Origin of the sequence: Paenibacillus sp. CCS19, assembly GCF_033239625.1 — a bacterium.
GTDB lineage: Bacteria > Bacillota > Bacilli > Paenibacillales > Paenibacillaceae > Paenibacillus_T.
Map to the genome: position 1 here is coordinate 1 of NZ_BTCK01000020.1, position 22,431 is coordinate 22,431.

Sequence of the window (22,431 nt, forward strand, 5' to 3'; positions counted from 1 at the left end):
AAAGTACATTAACTGTCCGCGATCCAGCGGCCTCCCGACTTAGCATACATAAAAGTACACTAACTATCCGTGCTCTGGTATCCGTACGCCTAAAACGTCCAGGTAAGCCGAACAAATAAAGAAAACGCCTATGGCTGAGCCATAGGCGTTAACAACTCTTATTAAGGCTGCGTCTGCGTCGTTTCCGATTCCGTCGACTGCTGCGAGACAGGCGCCTGACTGGTGCTTGCGCTCGAATTGGACCTGATCACAGAAGTGAAATCGATGAATGGCGTTGCGCCGCCGGTAACGCTTGGCAATCGGCCGTCCCATTTGTCCAGCGCCTTCTCCTGCACTTCGATCTGCTTCAGCTGCACGAGCTCCGGCGTTACTTCCTGCTTCTTCAGCTTCAGCGACTGCGCTTCGGCTTCAGCCTGCGCGACGAGCTGTTTCGCTTCGATCTGCACACGCTTCAGGTCGTTCTCCGCCTTCAGCGCCTGCTGCTGGGCAACCTGCTTCGCCTCGATGGATTGATTGAATGCGTCACTGAATTTGAAGTTCACGATGTTAATCTCTCTCACGATAAGATCGTATTTGGCGAGACGCTGCGTCAGCAGGTCGCTGATTTCGGCTGCGACAATGTCGCGCTTCGCAATCAAGTCTTCGGCTGGATAGCGGGCAGTCACTTCTTTCACGATCTCTTGCACCGCCGGATTAATAATAACGTTATCGTAGCTTGAGCCAACATTGTTCATGAGATTAAAAGCTGACGCTTTATTGACGGAATAGTTAACGGCGACATGCGTCGACACCGGCTGCAAATCCTTCGAGGAAGCCGTCGAGTCGGCTTCTGCTTTCGTGACCTGCGTGTTCACCTCGATGACCGATTGGAAGAAGGGAATCTTCAAATGAATGCCCGGTTCCTTCACGTTGTCGTTTAACTTTCCGAATGTTTTGTACAATCCGACATGACCATATTCGACAGTGGTATAGCTGTTGAAGGCAACCAATAGTACGAGCAATGCGCCGATACTCCAGCCAATAATTCGGCCCGGCTGAGGACCGCGGCGAGGTGCATTACGGTTCAAATCCGTTACAGTACTCATTGTTAAGCTTACCTCCCATTAAAATGTTGGTTATATTAGGAAATACGCCTATACCCGTTGCGAGGTTGCATTTACTTCCGATCGGATTCAGGAGACTCGTCTCAGCTATACTCCTTGTTAATCGCTCCGTGTAATCGTATGTGGCGAATCCGGAACTATGCGGGTTTCATGCAACCTTCCTCGCCAATGTAGAGTCTATCTTAATAAGATGACAATGGAATGAGGGGCATATGGTGAGAAGGGACCTGTGGCTTGGATGGGCAGGGGGAGCAATTGTATTGGTGGTCGTGGTGCTGGTCGCTTTAACGGCGGTCAAAGAACAGCGGGAGCAGCCGGCCAATGTGGATGGACATCAAATGAATGAGGTCGATCACCCGGAGTTGGAAAAGAGGAATGAGCAGTCTGCGGTCACCGACCAATCGGCGGCCCTGGACAACTCGGATGAAGAGATGACTTTCCCGCAGGAAGTGAAGCTGACCTTCCAGCCGTTGGCGGATTCGGAGCTTCCTATTCTGAAGGTGCTGAGATCTTCCATTGCCCCGAATGATCATACAAGGACGATTGAGTCAGAGGGCAAGAGTTATTGGATCTATGCCAAACCGAATAACGACGATTCGACAGAGCGCTTCATCGGATATGCAGCGGGCGATTACATCTATGAGCTCGGCACGATCGGCGGCGATGTGTACGAGAAGGACGTTGCGATCGACCAAGTGGACCTATTCGGCAACAGCTACGCCCGAATATTAGGCGCGTGTGGCGCGAATTGTGCGGTTGAGCATTACGTTCGATATGAAGACGGGATTCCAGTGCGAAATTTGTATTTTAACGCTCACACGCAGCTTGTTGATTGGAATCACGATGGCATCAATGAACTCGTCTATACCGACTCTGGCATGCCGATTCATTCGATTCTGGTGCGATTCAGCATCAGCGGCGATCAGCTTGAGGCAGTTAATTTGGCGGAGCTTCTGCAAGCCAAGGGCGGGGTTATTTATAGCAGCGAGTCGAACACGTTCAAGGCGTATATTCCTTTTAGCGACAAGCCTGCAGAATATGCGTACGAATCGGGGGATAGGCTGGTTCAAAACGTAAAATAAATACGATCCATTCAGCAGTCTCTGCCGGGAACAGACGGGGGAGGCTGCTTTTTGCGTTATTTTGTCTATTTCCGAGGAAATAATCGGATCGGCTCGACGATTTGGCGTAAGGTTGAACGATTGTTAATCAAAAACGAAATTTGTGTTACGTAATCTGACACAAACCGTGGATCGGACTCTTAGGAGGCTTCCTTAATTGGCTTAGATATGATGCCAAATCGCTATTGATTATTTTTTAGCAGTGGAGTACATTGGAATTGATGTTATATATGCTAACATAAGTGTCTTGAAAACCTCACTAAGGTAAACCTTGCTGACAATATGTCAACTATCTTTACATAAATATAGAGAGATTAAATGGGATGGATCTGGAGTAGAGACCTGGAGGGGAAGCGATGACGAGGCAGAAGCTAGTTCTCATCGGGAACGGAATGGCAGGCGTACGCTGTATCGAGGAAATATTGAAGCTGCGTCCTGATGCGTTCGACATTACGATATTCGGCGCGGAGCCGCATCCGAACTATAACCGAATCATGCTGTCTAAGGTGCTGCAAGGCGATACGCCGATGTCGGCGATCACGATTAATGAGTACGCCTGGTACGAAGAACGGGGTATTACCCTCTACACGGGCGAGACGGTTACCGGCATTGACACGGAGCGTCGAATCGTTCGTACGGACCGACGCAGAGCGACTGCTTATGACAAGCTCATCATCGCGACAGGGTCGCTGCCCTTCATGCTGCCGCTCCCTGGAATCGACAAGCCGGGCGTGACCGCATTTCGCAATATGAAGGACTGCGAATCGATGGTGGAGACCGCGGCGAACTACAAGCGTGCTGCCGTGATCGGCGGCGGTTTGCTTGGACTCGAAGCCGCTCGAGGATTGCTCAATCTCGGGATGGAGGATGTCCATGTCATTCATAACAGCCGCTATCTGATGAATCGGCAGCTTGATCCGCATGCTGCGAATATGCTCCAGCAAGAGCTGGAGAAGCAAGGAATGAAGATATGGCTGGATCGGAATACAGAGCGTATTATCGGCCGGAAAAGGGTCGAAGCGCTCCAGTTTACAGACGGTACGCGGCTTCCTGTCGATCTAGTCGTCATTGCAGTTGGCATTAAGCCGAATGTTCGGCTTGCTATTGATAGCGGAATCGAGGTAAATCGCGCGATCGTCGTTAATGATCGGATGGAGACGAGCGCTCCGAACGTTTACGCCGTAGGGGAATGTGCGGAGCATCGAGGGATGGTATATGGTCTGGTCGCTCCTCTATATGAGCAGGGCAAGGTGCTGGCGCAAGCGATCTGCGAACAAGAGACGGAAGGTTATCGCGGTTCGGTTCTATATTCGCAATTGAAGGTGTCGGGGGTGGATGTGTTCTCTGTCGGCGATATCGAAGATTCGCAGTTGTCTACGATGCAGATGTCGTATGACGGCATTCGTCGAACGTATCGCAAAATCGGCATTCGCGACAATCGAATCGTCGGAGCTGTCCTATTCGGAGATAGCGGAGACAGCAACAAGCTGCTTGGCTATGTGAAGCAGGGGGCAGACATATCGGTCCTCCAGCAGGAAGCGTCGACTTCAGGGGGGGCAGGCGGCGGGACATCCGAGTATGTTAGCGGGTTGTCGGATAGTGAAACGATCTGTTCTTGCAATGGTGTCAGCAAAGGGACGATTACGTCCGTCATTCGGGAGCAAGGTCTCGAAACGTTCGAGCAGGTGCGCGAGTGCACCCGTGCAGCAAGCTCATGCGGCGGCTGCAAGCCGCTCGTCTCGGCGCTGCTGCAATGCGTGCTTGAGAGCGGCGATGAGGATGCGGTGCAGGCAACGCCATTGTGCGGCTGCACAACGTTAAGCCGCGAACGGCTGAAGGATGCGATCGCTGCCAGCCGAACCTCAAACGTTCGCGAAGCAATGGCTGCGCTCGGCTGGAGGACGGCGGATGGCTGCACGATCTGTCGTCCTGCGATTCGTTATTATATCGGTTCGCTGGGACGCTTGAGCGCTAGCGGGGGCGATCTGGTCTCGACCGCTTCGCTGACAGCGGCAACCGAGATCGACGTTATGGCAGACGCGGCGTCGGACTCAGGCGCCTATGCAGCGCTGGCGAACGGCACCTATGCTGTTCAACCGCGCTTGTACGGCGGCGTGGCGACAGCGGAGCAGCTGCGGCGAATCGCGGATGCGATCGAGCGATATCGTGTGCCGCTCGCCAAGCTCAATGGGGATGGGCGGCTTGAACTGCTTGGCCTGTCAGCGGCGGAAGCGGCAGGTGTATCGCAGACGCTTGGCGGACCGATTGCGGCTTATGCATACGGCCGTCCGGTCGCATCGGTTGTAACTTGTGGCGGCATCGTCTATGAGCGAGGTGCTGTGCGCGATTCCGTAGCTGTAGGGGCTGCGTTGGAACGGCGGTTGGAGCGGCTGCAGCTGCCAACGACGGTAAGCGCGGCTGTGTCGGCAAGTCCGCTTCATCGTGCGGGATCGCTGGTCCGCGATATCGGCATCGTCGGGGTGCCAGGCGGCTGGGAGCTGTATGCCGGCGGTTCTGCCGGCATCGAGGTGAAGGAAGCGAAGCTGCTCCTGACGGAGCCGGATGAACGCGCAGCCGTTGATACAGTCGCAGCCGTGCTCCAGCTCTATGCAGAAGAAGCGATGTACGGCGAGCCGGTCTGGCAGTGGCTGGACCGCGTAGGCGTAGTTGCGATCCGCGAGCGGGTGCTCGATCCGCGCAGCCGCAGAACGCTGCTGCTGCGCTCTCAATACGAAGCTGAACAGCCAATGGCCATACGAGGTGAATGCTCATGAAGAGAATGCTATACCCATGCGAACATGCAGCTTCAGATGGGGGTGGAGCCGTGGTAACTGCGCTTGTCATGGAGACGCAGTGCCCGTTCTGCAGCGTGCAATGCAAGATGACACTGACCGAATCGGGCAGCGCTGTGGTAGGTGAACCGCAGTATACGGTGGAGGCGAAGCCGAATCGCGCGTCAGAAGGCCGGTTATGCGTGAAGGGGATGAATGCCTTTCAGCACGCGGTCAGCGAGGATCGGATCCTATATCCGCTCGTGAAACGTGATGGCAAATTTGAGCGCATTTCATGGGAAGATGCAATCGCGTTAATTGTTAATCGCTTTAAGCAGATTGCACAGCAATCAGGCCCGGATGCGATTGGGGTATACGGCGGCGGATCGCTGACGAATGAGACGGCTTACCTGCTCGGGAAGTTCGCGCGGGTGGCGTTGCGTTCGAAGCATATTGATTATAACGGGCGGTTTTGTATGTCGGCTGCGGCGTCAGCCGGCAGCAAGGCGCTTGGCCTGGATCGAGGGCTGACGAACCCGTTATCGGATATTCCGCTGGCGAAGTGCATTGTGCTTGCAGGCACGAACGTCGCGGAATGTCAGCCGACGTTAATGCCGTATTTTACCCGGGCGAAGGAGAATGGCACGTTCATCATCGTCATTGATCCGCGCGAGACGGGGACATCGAAGCTCGCTGATCTGCATCTGAAAGTAAAGCCTGGCATGGACGCTTCGCTGGCGAATGGGATGCTGCGGGCGCTGCTCGATGAAGGGCTGGTCGATGAAGCATTCGTTCGGGAGAGGACGCGAGGGTATGATGCGCTTCGCTCGCATCTGCTGGAGCAATCGCTGGACGAGATCGCGGCAATGACAGGCGTTCCTGCGGATTCGATTCGCAAGGCGGCATCGGCTTTCGGCAGGGCGGCGACGGGGATGGTATTCACCGCTCGCGGCGTTGAGCAGCAGACAGACGGTTATATGGCGGTACGCAACCTGCTGAACCTCGTGCTGCTGACCGGTAAGATCGGTAAGCCTGGCTGCGGCTATGGCGCCATTACAGGCCAAGGCAATGGACAGGGCGGGCGCGAGCATGGGCAGAAGGCTGACCAGCTGCCAGGTTACCGCTCGATCGAGAATCCGGAGCACCGCGCATATATCGCAGACGTATGGGGCGTCGATCCTGGCGAGCTGCCAGGCAAAGGCGTGTCGGCTTACGAGATGATGGAGAAGGCGTATGAGGGAGACATTCGTGCGCTGCTCGTCATGGGATCCAATCCGGTTGTGTCGAACCCTAACGCGAGCTTGGTTCAAGAGGCGATGGAGCGTCTCGATTTTCTCGTTGTGGCAGATATGTTCATGTCGGAGACGGCTCGCTCGGCGGATTTGATTTTGCCGGTGACGGCTTACTTGGAGAACGAGGGAACGCTCACGAATCTGGAAGGACGCGTGCTGTTGCGAGAGGGGCATCGTCCTGCTCCCGGCGAAGCGAAGAATGACTGGCGTATTCTATGCGACGTGGCAGACGGGCTCGGGCGCGGCGCTTATTTCCAATATGAGCGCGCGGAGCAAATCTTCGAGGAGCTCCGAGTCGCCAGCCGCGGCGGAATCGCGGATTACTACGGCATAACGTATGACCGGCTTCGCCGTGAGGAAGGCGTCTACTGGCCGTGTCCAGACCCGGAGGGCGATGGGGTTGGACGGATGTTCGAAAATTCGTTCGCCCATGGGGATGGACGAGCGGAGCTGATCGCGGTCGACAACCATTGGCCGGCGGAGCTGACGGACGAGGAATACCCGATGTATCTGACTACGGGGCGTGTATTGAGCCATTACTTAACGGGCGTTCAGACGAGGCGGAGCCATACGCTTGCTTCCCGTGATTTCGAATCGTTCGTGGAGCTGCACCCGAAGACGGCGAAGCTGTATGGCCTTTCGGATGGTAAGCTGGCGGTCGTTACGTCGCGCCGCGGCGAAATTGTCGTTCGCTGCAGGATCGCGCGCACGATTCGGGATGATACGGTATTCGTGCCGATGCACTGGGGCGATAGTCAGAACGTGAATGTATTGACGAATCAGGCGCTTGATCCGACCTGTCGGATGCCGGGATTCAAAGTATGCGCGGTGCGCATCAGGCCTTTTATAACGAATCATTCCTATGAAGAATAAGAGCAGCAGCGGTTCGGGAGCATCCTGGATCGCTGCTTTTGTGTTGTTAGGCGGCTGCGATGAAGGGGTAAATTGTGAAGGAAACGAAAATCTTTCCTGTTCTTCCTGATTTCCCACTGAAATATAGAGTGCTAACAGCCGATGTTAATAGAGACTAGGACTTAAAGATTATAAGGCGATATGCCTGTTATGCATCAATAGAAGCGAAGCGCCGCTTTAGAACCACGATAATTGAACCATTATCCTTTTACAAACGTCGAGTTAGAAGGAGCACAGCATGACTAATCGGATTGTCGGATTTCTATTTCGAAGAATTAGCTTCGTTTTTGTATCATTGGGACTATTGGCCTATGGCAGTTATTCCATTCCGATATCTCCGCTCTTCGGCATTAACGGATCGTTTACAGCAGGCTTCTTGTTCCTTGCAGTCGCTTGGTTCGGCTGGCGGAGAGGTCTGCTGCTTCTTGTGCTTGTCTATGGGGCGCTCATTGGTACACAGAGTACGGACTTCCTCTTATGGAGCCACCTAATAGAAGCCGTCATTATCATTGCGCTTAACATGCGATGGCCGAAGCTTGGTTTCATCGGGGCAGGTGCGATCTATTGGGCGGCGATTGGCATCCCGATGTATGTATTGCTCAGCGGGAATTCAGGCACGATCAATCAGGAAATTATGTTCTATACCTACATCATAACGGCATGCGGTTTATGCAACGTACTGCTTGCAGAGCTGATTGCTAACTATATGCCGGCTCGCATCCATAAGCTGACCGGCATAGCGTCGAACCCGCCGATTCGAATTTCGCGTGCGCTTATCCATATGATGCTGGCGGCGATGATTGGCTCCTCGATCCTGTTCCTGATCAGCGGCGGCAACAGCTATAAACATACGATCATTAAAGACATCAACAATAGAGCGACGCAAGCTTCGCAAGCGCTTGCAGAAAGCATAAGGACGATGTCGCCGGAGGAACAGAGAGGCCTGCGTTTGAACGGGTATATGGAGCTTGCCATGGTGAAGAGGATGATTAACAGCGTTCTCGCTTCCGATCCGTATGAGGCTGTTCTCGTTGCGCAGGATGGACGAGTTCTTCTGCATATGCTAAGCGGCACGCGATATGATTACGAGTGGCTGAGGCAGGAGAATTGGCAGCAGTACTTCAGTGAGCGTCGAATGTGGAGCCCGGACTCGGCAGATCTAATTTCAACGGGTTCTAAGTGGAAGAATATGTCCTTCATCTACACCGTAGACATGGGGACGTTCGAGTTATTCGTTCGAGTGCCGCTTGATACGTACCGCAATCAGGTGTACTCGGTGTACAACGCACAGATGATGAGCTGCTTGTACGTGACGGCGATTATCGGCTTGTTCGCGCTTATGATTCACCGCTTCTTCATATCGGGCGTTCGCAGGCTTGCTGTTGTCTCGCATGGTATTCCGGACAAGGTCAAAGATGACATTGCGCCGGTCTGGCCGCAATCGAGGCTGGAGGAGATCAACTCGCTTGTCGGCAATTTCCGAATCGTAACGGAGAAGCTTGGTTTAATGTTCATGGAGTCCCGCGAGCAGGCGTATCTTGACATGCTGACAGGACTGCCGAACAGAAGGAATTTCAATGAATATTTGAAGCGGGTTATGGATGAAATGGGGCCGGACGACGAGATCTATGTCGTGTTCATCGATCTTGACCGGTTCAAGCACATTAACGACACGCTCGGACATGCGGTCGGCGACCTGCTGCTTCAGCAGGTATCGTTCCAACTGCAGCGGACGGTGGACGACCGGGCTTTCATCGCGCGTCTTGGCGGGGATGAATTCGTGCTCGTCTCTAATCAGCGTCGCAGCGAGGTTCGCACGATGGCGGACGATCTCATCAGCAAGTTAAAGCGGCCGTTCCTGATTAACGGTGAAGAGCTGTTCGTCACTGCGAGCATGGGGATCAGCTCCTCGGCAATAAGCGGCGATGATCGAGAGACGATCGTGAAGAACGCTGACTTCGCCATGTATGAAGCGAAGGCGGCAGGCGGCAACGGATACCGTTTCTATACGAAGCCGGACAACGATTTAACCCAGCAGATGCGTCTGGAGTTTGAGCTGCATAAGGCGCTTGATCGTAACCAGCTGCAGCTTCACTATATGCCGATCTATAACAAAGAACAGGATAGACTGATGTCGATCGAAGCGCTTCTGCGGTGGCACCATCCGGATTTCGGGTTCGTATCGCCCGCCCAGTTCATTCCTATTGCCGAGAGCTGCGGACTGTTGAAGCCGATCGGTGAATGGGTCGCACGCGAAGCTTGCCGCCAGATCAACGAATGGCTCGATCAAGGATTAACACCGGCGCCGGTGGCGATCAACCTGTCTCCGACACAGATTCAGATGCATGGGATCGTCGGTTATCTGGAGCAGCTGCTCGAGACGACCGGCACGCCGCCGCGGTTATTCGAGGTGGAAATTACGGAAGAAGTGTTTGCGCGATATCCAGAGCGCGTTATAGCGGAGCTTCTTCGTCTGAAGGAGCATGGCGTTAAGGTGTGGATCGATGATTTTGGCACAGGATACTCATCATTGGGAATGCTCAATCGAATGCCTATAGACGGGTTCAAAATCGACCGGACATTCGTGAAAGGTCTTCACGAAGACAAGGATAAACGTTCGATTGTCGAGACGATGATGCTGTTATCGCGATCGCGCAATTGGCTTGTAGTCGCCGAGGGCGTGGAGACGATCGGAGAGTCGGATGCGCTGGGAGAAGCGGGCTGCTGGCTGCAGCAAGGGTTTTATTATGGCAAGGCTGTCCCGGCTGAACAGATTATAAACTGGTTCGGTCGGGGTCTGGAAGACCAAAGGAGGGAAGCGTGATGAACCGGTTATTCCGTCGAGGAGGCTGGCGCATATGGCCAGCGGTCGCTGCACTCACGCTTCTATTCACAGGCTGCAGCAGCGGGTCAAGCGAAGAGGTGAGGCTCTCTATTGCAAGCGAGAAGGTTGAGACGAAGCGCGATGATAAGCCGATATTGCGTATCCTGTCAGGCAATGCAGAAGATCGAGGCAATGTCGAGACGTTTGAACAGATGTATGGCGTTAATATTGAATGGATTTCAATGAACGGCAGTAATTCGCAAGATATATTAGCGGCACTAGACAGTTCGAATCCGCCGGATCTGATTGAATTCGATTATTCACTGATTCGAGACTTAGTTGACTATGATATCTTCGAGTCATTGGACTTAGCGCCGTATGATGCCAAGTCTGTTATCAACAGCTATTTTCCCGGCATAGATTTGTCCTATTTTCGGTCGCTTGATCGTCAGCATGTCGTCTTTATGCCTCAGATATTGCACGCAAACGTCACTTACTACCGGGCCGATGTCATGAAAGAGTATGGCTACCCGGATGATCCGGAAGAGCTTGGGCGCTATATGGAAAGTCCTGAACGCTGGCTGGCGATGGCGAAGAAGCTCGCATTGAAGGGCAAGCGAATCATGCAGAAGCCGACCGATTTGCTGCAGGTGTTGGATATGTCGTACGGATTTTTCAATAACGATGGTTCATTTACGCGAAATGCGACGGAGTTCGTGTCTGCGATTGCGATTGCGAAGCAGTCGAATAAGCTTGGTTTGCCGCTGGGAGCAACGATCTGGGAAGCGTCTGGACAGGAAGCCATTCGCAATGGCGAACTCGTCATGTTCACGAATGGGGAGTGGGGCGACCCTCACTTGCAGAACTGGGCGCAGGATAGCTACCGGCTGTGGAGGACGACACGGCTTCCTCTCAATCAATATGCCATTATTACCGGCTGGGTGACTGCGATTCCGAAGGAAAGCGGCAACAAGGATCTTGCATGGAAGTTCTCGACCTTCCAGCTTCAGCGGCGGGATGGATATCTTAAATCGCTAAAGATTTCGAAGTGGTATGACCGGTTGAATGAAATTCGCCGTACGCCATTGGACGCGGCGGCAAGCGCAATCTGGGACAAGGAGCTCGGCTGGCGCATCAATACAGATACGTCCTCGGATCAAATCGCCTCGACGATTGAGTCCAACATAATGTCGCAGCTGGCGGACCGACTGGAGCTGATGTCGCCGCTGAACGCGCGCCGATAGGGACGAGAGTGTGGGCTTGTTGCTAACATTCCTCCATTTACAATCCTATTCAATCCGTCTACACTAGTAGCTATTGTATGGGTAGACTACAGAATAGAATGGATAGGAGCATCGAGATGACTAACACGACAACAGCAACGTTGGAAAGATCCGAGCTTGTGGAGAAGCTTGGACTGCAGCCGCACGTTGAAGGCGGCTGGTACAAAGAGATTTGGAAAGCATCCTTCACGATTCCGCATGAAACGCTCGGCGGCGACTACTCGGGACCGCGTTTCGCAGCATCGTCGATCTACTTCGTCCTGCATCCGGACGAACAATCGGCATGGCATACGGTATTATCGGATGAGCTATGGCTGTGGCACTCGGGCAGCCCGCTGCTGCTGACGCTCGGCGGCGACGGGGACAAGCCGGGTGAAGAGACCGAGATTATCGTCGGCGGCGACGTAGCCGCTGGACAGCACCCGCAGGCGCTCGTCCCTGCGCGCGTCTGGCAGAAAGCCCGTCCGCTGGGCAACGAGCCGGTTCTCGTCTCGTGCGTCGTCGCACCGGGCTTCCACTACGACGACTTTAAGCTCATCGACAAGAAATAATCGCGTTGTAATCGAAACACCCCTCAGCATCGCATCGGCTGGACTTAAGGTCCGTTGATGCCAAGCGTGAGGGGGGTTCTACTTATCAGGCAGTCGCCCTAAGGCTAGCTGCTTCTTTGTTATACCCCAACGTCCCGCTGATCATTCATCCGCTTGCCACTCGTCTTGAAGGCAATCCAGCCCACTTGCCCCACATCAAAATGCCCGCGGCGATTAGCTCTCCTTCTCCACAAGCTCTACTGCCCCTACAATGTCACTCGCTCAGCGCCGCAACGGTTGCTACAACAGCTATTGCGCGTAAAACGCAGCTCCTCAATCGCGAACGGTTGTACGAGAACCAAATGATGCAATAATCACCCCTGCCAAGCACAAGCTCGCCCAATAAGCTCAACGGTAACCGTTAAACGAGTAATCAACGCTTTTCGAGCCCGATAAGCTCTATCGCAATCGTTAATGTTTGAACTGAGTTCCTTCATCGCAGCCTTCGACTATCTCAGACCAACCTCAATCATCGCAAACGTTACTTATCCGCACCTCACCACCTATAACCTATAACAAGCCAAGTAATTATCTCTCGTCTCTTGCCCCTTCACGCAGAGAGGACGAAGTCCACTCGAAGCGTGAACAGGCGACCCGCCCATCTATTCCTCCAGCGACGCGGAGATCCATTTCAATCCCGCGAGCCCAATATTACACAAAAAGCCTGCAGCGGAATTCGCTGCAGGCTTGCATGAAGGCACTGTGAACGGAGTGAGCGAATGATTCTGTAGAAGCGTCAGCGTTCGCCTTTGTCACTCCGGATTGTTACCACTTCTGAATTTATATAATCAGGACAATCCGAGGAAAACAGCGATCGAAAGAACATTCGGTCACGCAGTGAACCCCGCCTTTTACCCATAGGGTTTCCCGCAAATTTTAAGCATCCAGACCCCGTTGACGCGCTCTCGCACCAACTGTCCGCGGCAGCACCACCACGACAAGCAGGTACATCACCTCAACGAGCGTTACCGCACCGATTACATCCCACAGTACGTGCTGTTTCACAAACAGCGTCGACGCAATGATCGTCGTAGACATGCCATAGATGAGCACGCGGTTCACCTTATTCCGAATGGGACTCGCGCTAAGCAAGCGAATCATCAGATAACTCGAGAAACAGTGAATGCTCGGGAAGCAGTTGAATGGCTGGTCGCGATGATACACATACCGCATTAACTGCGAGAACACATCGTTGCCGAGAACTTCAGGACGCGGCACAGTCGTCTGGAACATCGAGTAGATCATATAGCAGGACAGCGCGCACAGCGTATACAGCAGAATGCCGCGGTAGTACGACGTCCGATCTTTGAAGAAGAAATAAATAAGGCAGATATAAATATAAACGATCCAGATCGAGTACGGCAGAGCGAACACTTTCAAGAAAGGCGTCGCCTCATCGAACGACGTGACCAAGCTGTATACCTGATCGGTCGGTTGGTTGAACGCTTTGTACAAATAACCGAGTACAGGGAATACAAGCATCAGCAGCAATGGGGCGAGAAAGGTCATTCTATCGCGGTCCAGCCACTTACGGATAGAAGGCATAATGGCGATCCATCTCCTTTTATGTTCGTGTTCAAAAAGTCGGGTTTTCAGCACCGAGAAGATTGCGAGAAAGACGACTTTGAACTACTTTATTTCTGTGATGTCGTACGCGTTGCGCCTGATTCTGTATGTCCATCCGCAGGAGGAAGGGACATGATATAGCTGTTAGACATCTTGAGCAGGCGACGCGCACGATTGAACTCATCGGCAGTCGGATACGCAGGCGCATCCGGATCAGCCGGCAGCGGGTAGACGACACCATCTTGGAACTGTTCGCCAGGAACGAAGATGCTCTTATCGTTAATGAACGAGCCGGAAGGCAGATAATACCGTTCAGGCAGCAGGTTGCTCGTATGATTCAACAGGTCTTGGCCAAAATAAATATCGTCCTTCAGCGACAATCCCGCCAAGTTGGCAATCGTCGGCATAATGTCGATCTGTCCAGCCGTCTGCGTACGAACCTCAGGTTCCAGCAGACCGGGAGCGACGACGAGAAGCGGGATATTGAGCATGCTCGAATAACTATACGGCTTGCCGAGCACCGTCTCCAGCAGCTCGCGGTCCGTGTCATCAAGCGAGTAAACCGGCAATCCCATGTGGTCGCCATAAATGACGAGCACGCTGTTATCCCAAATGCCGGCTTCTTTCATTTTATTAATCAGAACGCCCAGTGCTTCATCCGTATAATGCTGGGATTGAATATAATTGCCGGCGAAGGAACCTTCGTATTTCTCAGGCAGCTTCAGCTTTGGCATCGACTCCGGCAGGTAGTTGAACGGGTGATGCGAAGACATGGAGATAATGTTCGCATACACCGACTTGCCGGACTTATTAATGTCTGCAATTTCGGTGATCGCCTTGTCATACAAAATCTTATCGGACGAGCCGAAAGCGATCGTATCCTCTTCCCCATACCAAGATTTATCGTAGTAGTAGTCGAAGCCGAGCGCCGGGTACATGGCATCCCGATCCCAGAACTTCACGTCATTCGTATGGAACGTAGCGGTCAAATAGCCTGCTTCCTTAAAATGTTTCGGCAGAGAAGGAAGCGAATAGTTAATGTATTCGTCCGTTGCTGCGCCGACAGGCGGCACGTAGAACGAAGTGTTCGTAATAAACTCGGCATCCGACGTATTGCCTTGTCCGGCCATCTGGAACATATGATTGAAGTATACGCCCTCGTTCTTCAACTGGTTCAATATAGGCGTAACCTCTTGTCCTTCAACATGGAGATCCAGCAAGAAGTTCTGGAATGCTTCAAGCTGAATGACGATCACGTTGCGACCTTTGGCCTCCGCCCAGTGGGCAGGAGCGGCTGTAGATGGCGTCCAGCCCTTCAGCTCATCAATGGCTGAACGAGTAACCTCTGCGATCGGTATGGTGCGTTCCGCGTCGCTTGTCCGAACGACTTTGTACAGCTCGTAGTTGATAATGCCCATCTCTTCGGTCTGACGCACTTCATTCAGCACGCCGTCATGCTTCCAGATGGTAACGACGGAGCAGGCGATAGCGACAACCAGTAAAGCAGCCGATGCGATGCGCGGCGCGCGAACGGCAGACAGCTTGGCCCAGCCGCGGAAGCGGCGATAGAAGGTAAGCGCAAGTCCAATGAGTACAATGTCTAGGAAGATGAGCAGGAACGACGCATGCATGAGCTGGAATACGCTGCCCTTCACTTCGCCAACTTGCCCGACCTGTGCGAGCGCATGGTACGTGACGATGATGCCAAAATATTTGTAATACATAATGACGGCGAAATAAACGGCTGTCAGCAATAAGTTCACGAATAAATAGATGCCAAGCTTGCGCTTGGACGCCAACAGTTCAATGACAGCGAAGATAGCCCAAATGATCGGCAGCTCGGTGAGCAGTGGCTTCCAGCTGAATCCGGTGTCATAGATGACATTCCAGGACATATAGAACTTCAAGGTCATAATAACGGTAAAAACTACGAACGGACTCCACAGCCACGTTTTCCAAGTGCGATTCACTTTCTGACCCTCTCCGATCTTACGTCAACGTTAACAATCAAGTAATAACCAAGTACTAAGTTTAGCGATTTGAACTGTCATTTACAACTCGAATTATTTGTCGCAGTTGACAGTTGGTCACTTGTCGAAGAATGAACTAGCGCGGCGACCAGTAAGAGGTAATTTACAATAGGTTGATTATACGTCTGATCGGATGACAGATTCAACGCGATCCTAGTCTAGGTTTTGCACTCGGACCTGCGCCTGAGCTATTAGCTGCAATCGCAGTGGAGCACCGGCCGCCGCGCAGCGAGCGCTTCGTCCAGCCGGCTTACGACGGTAGTGCTTGGCGCTTGCAGAATCGTGTCGGGCGAGTGCTCCGCCTCCCATGCGACCTGGAGCATCGCGTCGACGAACGCATCAAGCGTTTCTTTGCTCTCGGTTTCCGTTGGTTCGATCATGATGCTTTCTTCCACGATGAGCGGAAAATAAATGGTAGGCGGATGGATGCCGAAGTCGAGCAGCCGCTTCGCGATATCGAGCGTACGGATGCCAAGCGCCTTCTGCTTCGCCCCCGATAGGACAAACTCATGCTTGCACAGGCCGGGATACGGCACGTCATAGGCGGCGCTCAGCCTGCTTAATAGATAGTTCGCGTTCAGCACCGCGCATTCGGATACGCGCCGAAGACCAAGCGGGCCATAGGATCGAATATAGGCGTACGCCCGCACCAGAATGCCGAAATTGCCGTGGAACGGCTTGATTCGGCCGATCGAGTGCGGGCGATTATCGTCATAGCCATAAGTGCCGTCCGGATGACGGACAATAAGCGGCTTCGGCAGAAAAGGCTCGAGCAGCTGTTTCACGCCAACCGGTCCGGCACCAGGACCGCCGCCGCCGTGCGGCGTGCTCATCGTTTTGTGCAAATTCAGATGGACGACGTCGAAGCCCATGTCGCCGGGACGAGCGATGCCCATGATCGCATTCGCATTCGCGCCGTCATAGTAGAGCAGACCGCCGGCTTGATGGACAATCGCGGCGATCTCTTCAATATGGGACTCGAACAAGCCAAGCGTGTTCGGATTCGTGAGCATAAGCGCGGCCGTATCTGGCCCAGCGGCTGCGCGGAGCGCATCAAGATCGACAAGTCCGTGCGCATCCGACTTGATCGTCACGGTCGTATAACCAGCCGCGGATGCGCTGGCCGGATTCGTGCCATGCGAGGAGTCGGGGACGAGCACCTTTGTCCGCCGCTCGCCGCGGCTCTCATGATAGGCGCGAATGATCATGAGGCCGGTCCATTCGCCATGTGCGCCTGCGGCGGGCTGCAAGGTGACGCTGTCCATGCCGGTTAGGGCGGCGAGGTCATTTTGCAACGTGTATAGCAGTTCGAGTGCGCCTTGGACTGTGGATGTCGGCTGGTACGGATGGATGCCCGCGAAACCGGGCAGCTTGGCGGCATCCTCATTGAGCTTCGGATTATATTTCATTGTGCACGAGCCCAGCGGGTAGAAGCCGTTATCGACGCCGAAGTTGCGCCGCGACAGCGCCGTATAGTGCCGCACCACATCGACCTCATATACCTCGGGAAGCGCGGCCGGCGTTGTACGCAGAAGGCTGGTAGGGATGAGCTGCTCGGCAGGCAGCTCGGGCACATCGCAGTCGGGCAGGGAGTAGGCGATGCGGCCAGGTTTGCTTCGGTCGAAAATAAACGGCGTACCGCCGTTATCCGATATATGGCTGTTTCCGTTCATACGTATTCCTCCAATCGTGCCAGCAGAAGATCAATGTCCGCCTGCGTTCGCTTCTCCGTCACGGCAAGCAGCATATGACCGGCCAGCTCGGGATAAGACTGTCCCAGGTCATAACCGGCGAGAATGCCATTGGCCAATAACCGTGTACTTAGTGTTTCATAAGAAAGCTTGGCGGGAAGTCGGAGGACGAATTCATTGAAGAATGGAGCGCCCATCGGCACGGAATACCCTGGGATGGCGGCTGCGCTGGAAGCGGCATAGTGCGCCTTGCGCGTATTGAGAAGGGCTGTCTCTTGGATGCCTTGTTTGCCCATGACGGACAAATATACGGCGGCGCACAAGGCGAGCAGCGCTTGATTCGAGCAGATGTTGGACGTCGCCTTCTCTCGCCGAATATGCTGCTCTCTCGCTTGCAGCGTCAGCACGAAGCCGCGCTTGCCGCTGCGGTCGACGGTCTGGCCGACGATTCGGCCGGGCATGCGCCGCATGAGCGGCTCCGCGACAGCGAAGAAGCCGCAAGTCGGCCCGCCGAATGACTGCGGAATGCCAAGCGGCTGCGCATCGCCGACGACGATATCGGCACCAAGGCGGCCAGGCGGCTCGAGAAGCCCGAGCGACAGCGGATTAACGCTGACAGCGAGCAGTGCGCTATGCGCGTGCGTCAACGCTGCGATATCGGCAAGACGCTCGATGCAGCCGAAGAAATTCGGCGACTGAACGATGACAGCTGCAGTCTGATCGTTCACCGCCTGCTCCAGCAGCTCCAGATTGGTCGTTCCGTCTCCGGCTATATAATCGACCTCCGCGATTTCGAGGCCAAGTCCTCGTGCAGTCGTGGCGATGAGCTGGCGGGTTTCGGGGTGAACGGCTCTCGATACGACAAGCCGCTTGCGGCGAGTTGTTCCGGCAGCGAGCAGTCCCGCTTCGGCAAGCGCCGTTGCGCCGTCGTACATACTCGCATTGGCGACCGGCATGGCGGTTAATTCACAGATATAAGATTGAAATTCGAATATCGCCTGCAGCTCGCCCTGGCTGATTTCCGGCTGATAAGGCGTGTAGGCGGTATAAAATTCCGATCGTGATATCAGATGGCCGATAACGGCTGGAATGTGGTGGTCATACAGTCCCGCTCCGAGAAAGCTGACGCATCGGGTAGCATCGGTATTGCGCTCCGCCAGCTCGCGCAGATGCGCCCACAACGCAGGTTCATCGAGCGGCGCCGAAATCGGCAACGTTCCTTGATAACGAATGGCATTCGGAATATCACGGAACAGCTCATCGACAGAGGTAGCGCCGATCGTCCGAAGCATGTCGGCTTCATCTTGATCGGTCATCGGCAGGTAGCGATGGCGATAGGAAGGCATATGTGGTCACCTCCTCGGCGAGAAAGAGGCGCGGCGATAGAAGGGCGTCGGCACGACAACGGCTTTGTGCTGCGTTCCGCGTACATCGACGATGAGCTCCGTGCCAAGCTCGGCGTATTCCACGCTGAGCAGCGCGAGACCGATATTGCGTTTCAGCGAAGGGGAATGGGTGCCGGATGTTACATAGCCCGCTTGAACACCGCCGTTCGTATAGACGTCGCAGCCGCTGCGAGGGATGCCGCGTTCCAGCACCTCGATGCCGACGAGTCTGCGGAACGGACCGCCGTCTGCCAGCTGTGTCAGCAGCGCCTTGCGTCCAATGAAGCTGCCTTTATCAAGCTTGACGAATGCGCGCAGGCCGGCTTCCAGCGGTGTAATCGAAGCAGACAGCTCGTGTCCATGCAGCGGAAGCTTGGCTTCCAGCCGCAGCGTGTCCCGTGCGCCGAGTCCTGCTGGCTGCAAGCCAATGTGTGCTCCGGCCTGCAGCAATTCGCGCCATAAGGCAGGGGCGTCCTCCGCGCTCGTATAAAGCTCGAACCCGTCCTCGCCCGTATAACCTGTGCGAGAGACGAGCGCCGAAGCTCCGGCGATCGGTACATCGGCTTTGAATTGGAACGGAGCAAGGGTCGTAATCGCCTTGGCATAGCTACCGGCCAAACCTGCTAGAATCACTTCCGCATCAGGGCCTTGCAGCGCGATAAGAGCCGTTGTCTCCGTATGATCTTCAATCGTCACGTCACCGATCAGATGCTCGCGAAGCCATTCCAGATCGGTAGCGGTGTTCGCGGCATTAACGACGAGCATATACTGATCGGCTGACAGCCGATAAACAAGCAAATCATCAATTATCCCGCCAATAGGGCTGCACAGCAAGGAATACTGCGCGCGTCCATCCTTCAGCTGCGTAACGTCATTCGTCGTCAAATGTTGGAGGAAGGCCTCTGCGAATATTCCGGTTACGATAAGCCTGCCCATATGCGAAACATCGAACAACCCGGCGGCGTGCCGAACCGCCTCATGCTCCTTCACAATGCCGGCGAACTGTACGGGCAGCTCCCAGCCCGCGAAATCGATGCAGCGCACGCTTGGCTGCTCGTCGTAGAGCGGATAAAGGGGCGTTCTTCTGCGCATCGTCATCGAATCACCTCATCATGTAAGGGATAGGTTGGACCCAAGAAGGGCTATCCGCCGCTGTCTCGTCATAAACATAGGAGGAATAGGGACTGCAGAGGGATAGCTGTTCTATATGCATACGCAGGGAGGCTGTGGAACATGAGCGACATTCGGCAAGAGCTTCGCTATACCGAAGAGCATGAATGGGCAGTGTTATCGAAGAATGGAGTCATTCGGGTAGGCATTACCGACTATGCGCAATGCCTGCTTGGCGACATTGTCTATGTGGAGCTTCCGTCGGTCGGTACGACGACAACCGCTTTGCAGCCGATGGGGACGATTGAATCGGTGAAGACCGTGTCTGACCTGTTCAGCCCGCTGGATGGCGTTATCGTACGGGTCAATGAGCAGCTTCAAACAGCGCCGGAACTTGTCAATGAGAAGCCTTACGAGGATGGATGGCTCGTGGAAATTGAGGCGGCGGGTGATGCAAGCGACGCGCTGCAGCGGCTGCTGACAGCTGAACAATATGAGAAGTTGTTGTCATCGTCCTCATAGAGGTTGTTCAAAAAGCAGGAGGGGAAAATGTGACCAATAGAGGATAATAGTAGATGTCTACCGACCATAGTCCGTGTATAATCAAAACATAGGACTTATGTTTGATACGGATACGGCATCGGAGGACATTCTATGGTCATGCTGCATGGAACCTACAACATTGGAATCGTACTATTATCGTTCCTCATCGCCACATTGTCTTCATTCTCGGCGCTTAATATGATCGGACGGGTCTGGCGGTCACGCGGAAGGTCAAGATGGGGCTGGATTGCATCCGGAGCAGTCGTCATGGGCAGCGGCATATGGTCGATGCATTTTGTCGGCATGCTGGCGTTCCATCTGAAATTGCCTATATCGTTCGATGCGGAGCCTACGGCGCTCTCGATGGTTGCCAGCATCTTCGCTTCGTTCATTGCATTCTATTTAACGCAGCGAGAGCAGATCGGATTAGGACGGATCGCAATCGGCGGTCTGATTATGGGTGCGGGCATATCAGCCATGCATTATATCGGCATGGCTGCCGTCAGCATCCCTGGCGTAACCATGAACTACGATCCATTCTATTGGACGTTGTCTGTTCTTGTTGCGATTGTTGTGTCTTATGCGGCACTCTTCATTATGAACCGATTCCGCAGCGGATTCGAAGGCTTCTTCATATCCAAAATGTTCGCAGCGGTGCTCATGGGGCTGGCCGTGTGCGGGATGCATTATACGGGAATGGCATCCGTCACATTCTGGTGCAGCGTGCCCGCTATCGCTGATGCAGCTGCAGATAACAATATTTTTCTGCTCGGCATCGTCACGTTGTCGATTGCTACACTGCTGCTCGTATCATGGGGAGCGATGTTTATCGACCGCGCGTTCCTCGAGCGAATGGCGTATAAAGATCAACTGACAGGTCTGCCGAACCGCTATGAACTGAGCCGCCGGTTCGAATCGTTCCTGTCGCAGTCAAGCCGAGGAGCGATCTTGTTCATCGACATCGACCAATTCAAGTCGATCAACGATACGCTCGGTCACGATATCGGCGACCTGCTTGTATTGGATGCAAGCCGCCGATTCGAGGCGATGGCAAACAAGCAGCTGATGGTGTTTCGCATTGGCGGCGACGAGTTTCTGCTCCTTGCAGAAGGGGCCGACCAAGCGCAGGCAGTGCAGCTGGCGCAGCGTCTTCTATTGCGAATCAATCAGCCATTTCTTATTGAAGGCAATGAATTGTTCGTCTCGTGCAGCATCGGCATTGCGCTCTATCCTGAGCACGGCAGCGATCGTTCATCGCTTATGCGCTCGTCGGATGCGGCGATGTATGAAGCGAAGGCAGCGGGCAAGAACCGCTATGAGCTGTTTAATCCAGAAATTCAAGAGCGGCTGCTGCGCCGGATGCAGCTCGAGAACGACCTTCGCAAGGCGATGGAATACGGCGGTCAATTCGTTGTTCATTATCAGCCGAAGTGGGATACAAGAGTAGGCGGACCGATCGGATTCGAAGCGCTTGTGCGCTGGAACCATCCGGAGCTTGGCGTCGTAGCGCCGTCCGAGTTTATTCCGATTGCCGAAGAGACCGGGATGATCGTTGGCTTGTCCCGGTTCGTTCTGCGGCAGGCCTGTCGCGATTGCATGCGCTGGGAGCAAAGCGGGCTGGGCGCATACACCGTATCGGTCAATACGTCGGTGCGGCTGTTCGACAGCCAGATTTTGTTCGAGATGGTGAAGGAATGCTTGCAGGAAGCGCGGCTTCCGTCTGAACGGCTGGAGCTTGAGATTACCGAGTCGATCGTTATTCATGATATGAACGAAGTCATCCGGCAGTTGAATCAGCTGCGTGAGATTGGGGTGAAGGCGTCTATGGACGATTTCGGAGCGGGCTACTCGTCGCTCGGGTCGCTGGATCTTATCCCGATTGATACCGTCAAGATTGACAGGCTGTTCATCAGCCAGAGTCACATTCCGGCAAGGCGTGCCATTATTCGAACGATTATTACGCTCGCGCAGCAATTGAATCTGGAGATCGTCGCGGAAGGCGTTGAAGAGGAAGAGCAGGTTGAGCTGCTTACCGAAGCGGGCTGCTCCATTATTCAGGGCTATTATTTCGGCAAGCCGATGAGCGCTCCGCAAATTGTTGCATACTTGAAGGAGCTGGGCTCCGTAGAGCTGGAAGCGGCGGTCGGCGATGACTGGGAGATCGAACTGGGCGGCAAATGGAGCATTTAAGAGAGAAGCGTTTCATTGTA

The 22,431-nt window shown here is 54.2% G+C and carries 14 protein-coding genes; 8 read left to right on the forward strand and 6 right to left on the reverse strand.

Translation table 11 applies throughout. The annotated features are described in order from the left end of the window. Window positions 1-161: 161 nt before the first annotated feature. Window positions 162-1,085, reverse strand: a complete 924-nt coding sequence (locus SBI19_RS14985; RefSeq protein ID WP_317969525.1) for a prohibitin family protein — start codon at window positions 1,083-1,085, stop codon at window positions 162-164. A gap of 230 nt (window positions 1,086-1,315) precedes the next feature. Here SBI19_RS14985 and SBI19_RS14990 point away from each other — a divergent pair, with 230 nt between their 5' ends. From SBI19_RS14990 to SBI19_RS15015, 6 genes are all read left to right on the forward strand, one after another. Next, complete coding sequence (locus SBI19_RS14990) at window positions 1,316-2,185, forward strand: hypothetical protein (RefSeq protein ID WP_317969527.1); 870 nt, start codon at window positions 1,316-1,318, stop codon at window positions 2,183-2,185. Window positions 2,186-2,580: 395 nt separating this feature from the next. Next, window positions 2,581-4,998 (forward strand): nitrite reductase large subunit NirB, encoded by a 2,418-nt coding sequence (nirB, locus tag SBI19_RS14995; protein ID WP_317969529.1) that lies wholly within the window; start codon window positions 2,581-2,583, stop codon window positions 4,996-4,998. A 5-nt stretch (window positions 4,999-5,003) separates the two neighbouring features. Beyond that, window positions 5,004-7,160 carry an assimilatory nitrate reductase catalytic subunit NasC gene (nasC, locus tag SBI19_RS15000; RefSeq protein WP_317969665.1) on the forward strand — a complete coding sequence of 719 codons (2,157 nt, stop codon included), beginning with the start codon at window positions 5,004-5,006 and terminating at the stop codon, window positions 7,158-7,160. A 277-nt stretch (window positions 7,161-7,437) separates the two neighbouring features. Next, window positions 7,438-10,023 carry a putative bifunctional diguanylate cyclase/phosphodiesterase gene (locus SBI19_RS15005; RefSeq protein WP_317969531.1) on the forward strand — a complete coding sequence of 862 codons (2,586 nt, stop codon included), beginning with the start codon at window positions 7,438-7,440 and terminating at the stop codon, window positions 10,021-10,023. After that, window positions 10,023-11,267 (forward strand): ABC transporter substrate-binding protein, encoded by a 1,245-nt coding sequence (locus tag SBI19_RS15010; protein WP_317969533.1) that lies wholly within the window; start codon window positions 10,023-10,025, stop codon window positions 11,265-11,267. The genes SBI19_RS15005 and SBI19_RS15010 overlap by 1 nt, the downstream gene beginning before the upstream one ends. 116 nt (window positions 11,268-11,383) lie before the next feature. Next, window positions 11,384-11,857: a cupin domain-containing protein gene (locus SBI19_RS15015; protein WP_317969535.1), complete on the forward strand. Its 474-nt coding sequence runs from the start codon at window positions 11,384-11,386 to the stop codon at window positions 11,855-11,857. A gap of 915 nt (window positions 11,858-12,772) precedes the next feature. On the opposite strand, the gene SBI19_RS15020 is transcribed toward SBI19_RS15015, so the two are convergent. From SBI19_RS15020 to gcvT, 5 genes are all read right to left on the reverse strand, one after another. Next, on the reverse strand, window positions 12,773-13,441 hold the full coding sequence (locus SBI19_RS15020; RefSeq protein ID WP_317969537.1) for a phosphatase PAP2 family protein: 669 nt from the start codon (window positions 13,439-13,441) through the stop codon (window positions 12,773-12,775). An 89-nt stretch (window positions 13,442-13,530) separates the two neighbouring features. Then, window positions 13,531-15,432 (reverse strand): LTA synthase family protein, encoded by a 1,902-nt coding sequence (locus tag SBI19_RS15025; RefSeq protein WP_317969539.1) that lies wholly within the window; start codon window positions 15,430-15,432, stop codon window positions 13,531-13,533. Window positions 15,433-15,683: 251 nt separating this feature from the next. Next, window positions 15,684-17,165 (reverse strand): aminomethyl-transferring glycine dehydrogenase subunit GcvPB, encoded by a 1,482-nt coding sequence (gene gcvPB / locus SBI19_RS15030; RefSeq protein WP_317969541.1) that lies wholly within the window; start codon window positions 17,163-17,165, stop codon window positions 15,684-15,686. Further along, window positions 17,162-18,529: an aminomethyl-transferring glycine dehydrogenase subunit GcvPA gene (gcvPA, locus tag SBI19_RS15035; RefSeq protein WP_317969543.1), complete on the reverse strand. Its 1,368-nt coding sequence runs from the start codon at window positions 18,527-18,529 to the stop codon at window positions 17,162-17,164. The genes gcvPB and gcvPA overlap by 4 nt, the downstream gene beginning before the upstream one ends. 6 nt (window positions 18,530-18,535) lie before the next feature. Next, window positions 18,536-19,666 (reverse strand): glycine cleavage system aminomethyltransferase GcvT, encoded by a 1,131-nt coding sequence (gcvT, locus tag SBI19_RS15040; protein WP_317969545.1) that lies wholly within the window; start codon window positions 19,664-19,666, stop codon window positions 18,536-18,538. A gap of 135 nt (window positions 19,667-19,801) precedes the next feature. On the opposite strand from gcvT, the gene gcvH reads away from it, so the two are divergent. Both gcvH and SBI19_RS15050 read left to right on the forward strand, forming a co-directional pair. Beyond that, complete coding sequence (gcvH, locus tag SBI19_RS15045; protein ID WP_317969547.1) at window positions 19,802-20,200, forward strand: glycine cleavage system protein GcvH; 399 nt, start codon at window positions 19,802-19,804, stop codon at window positions 20,198-20,200. A 132-nt stretch (window positions 20,201-20,332) separates the two neighbouring features. After that, window positions 20,333-22,411, forward strand: a complete 2,079-nt coding sequence (locus tag SBI19_RS15050) for a putative bifunctional diguanylate cyclase/phosphodiesterase (RefSeq protein WP_317969549.1) — start codon at window positions 20,333-20,335, stop codon at window positions 22,409-22,411. The last annotated feature ends 20 nt before the right edge of the window (window positions 22,412-22,431 follow it).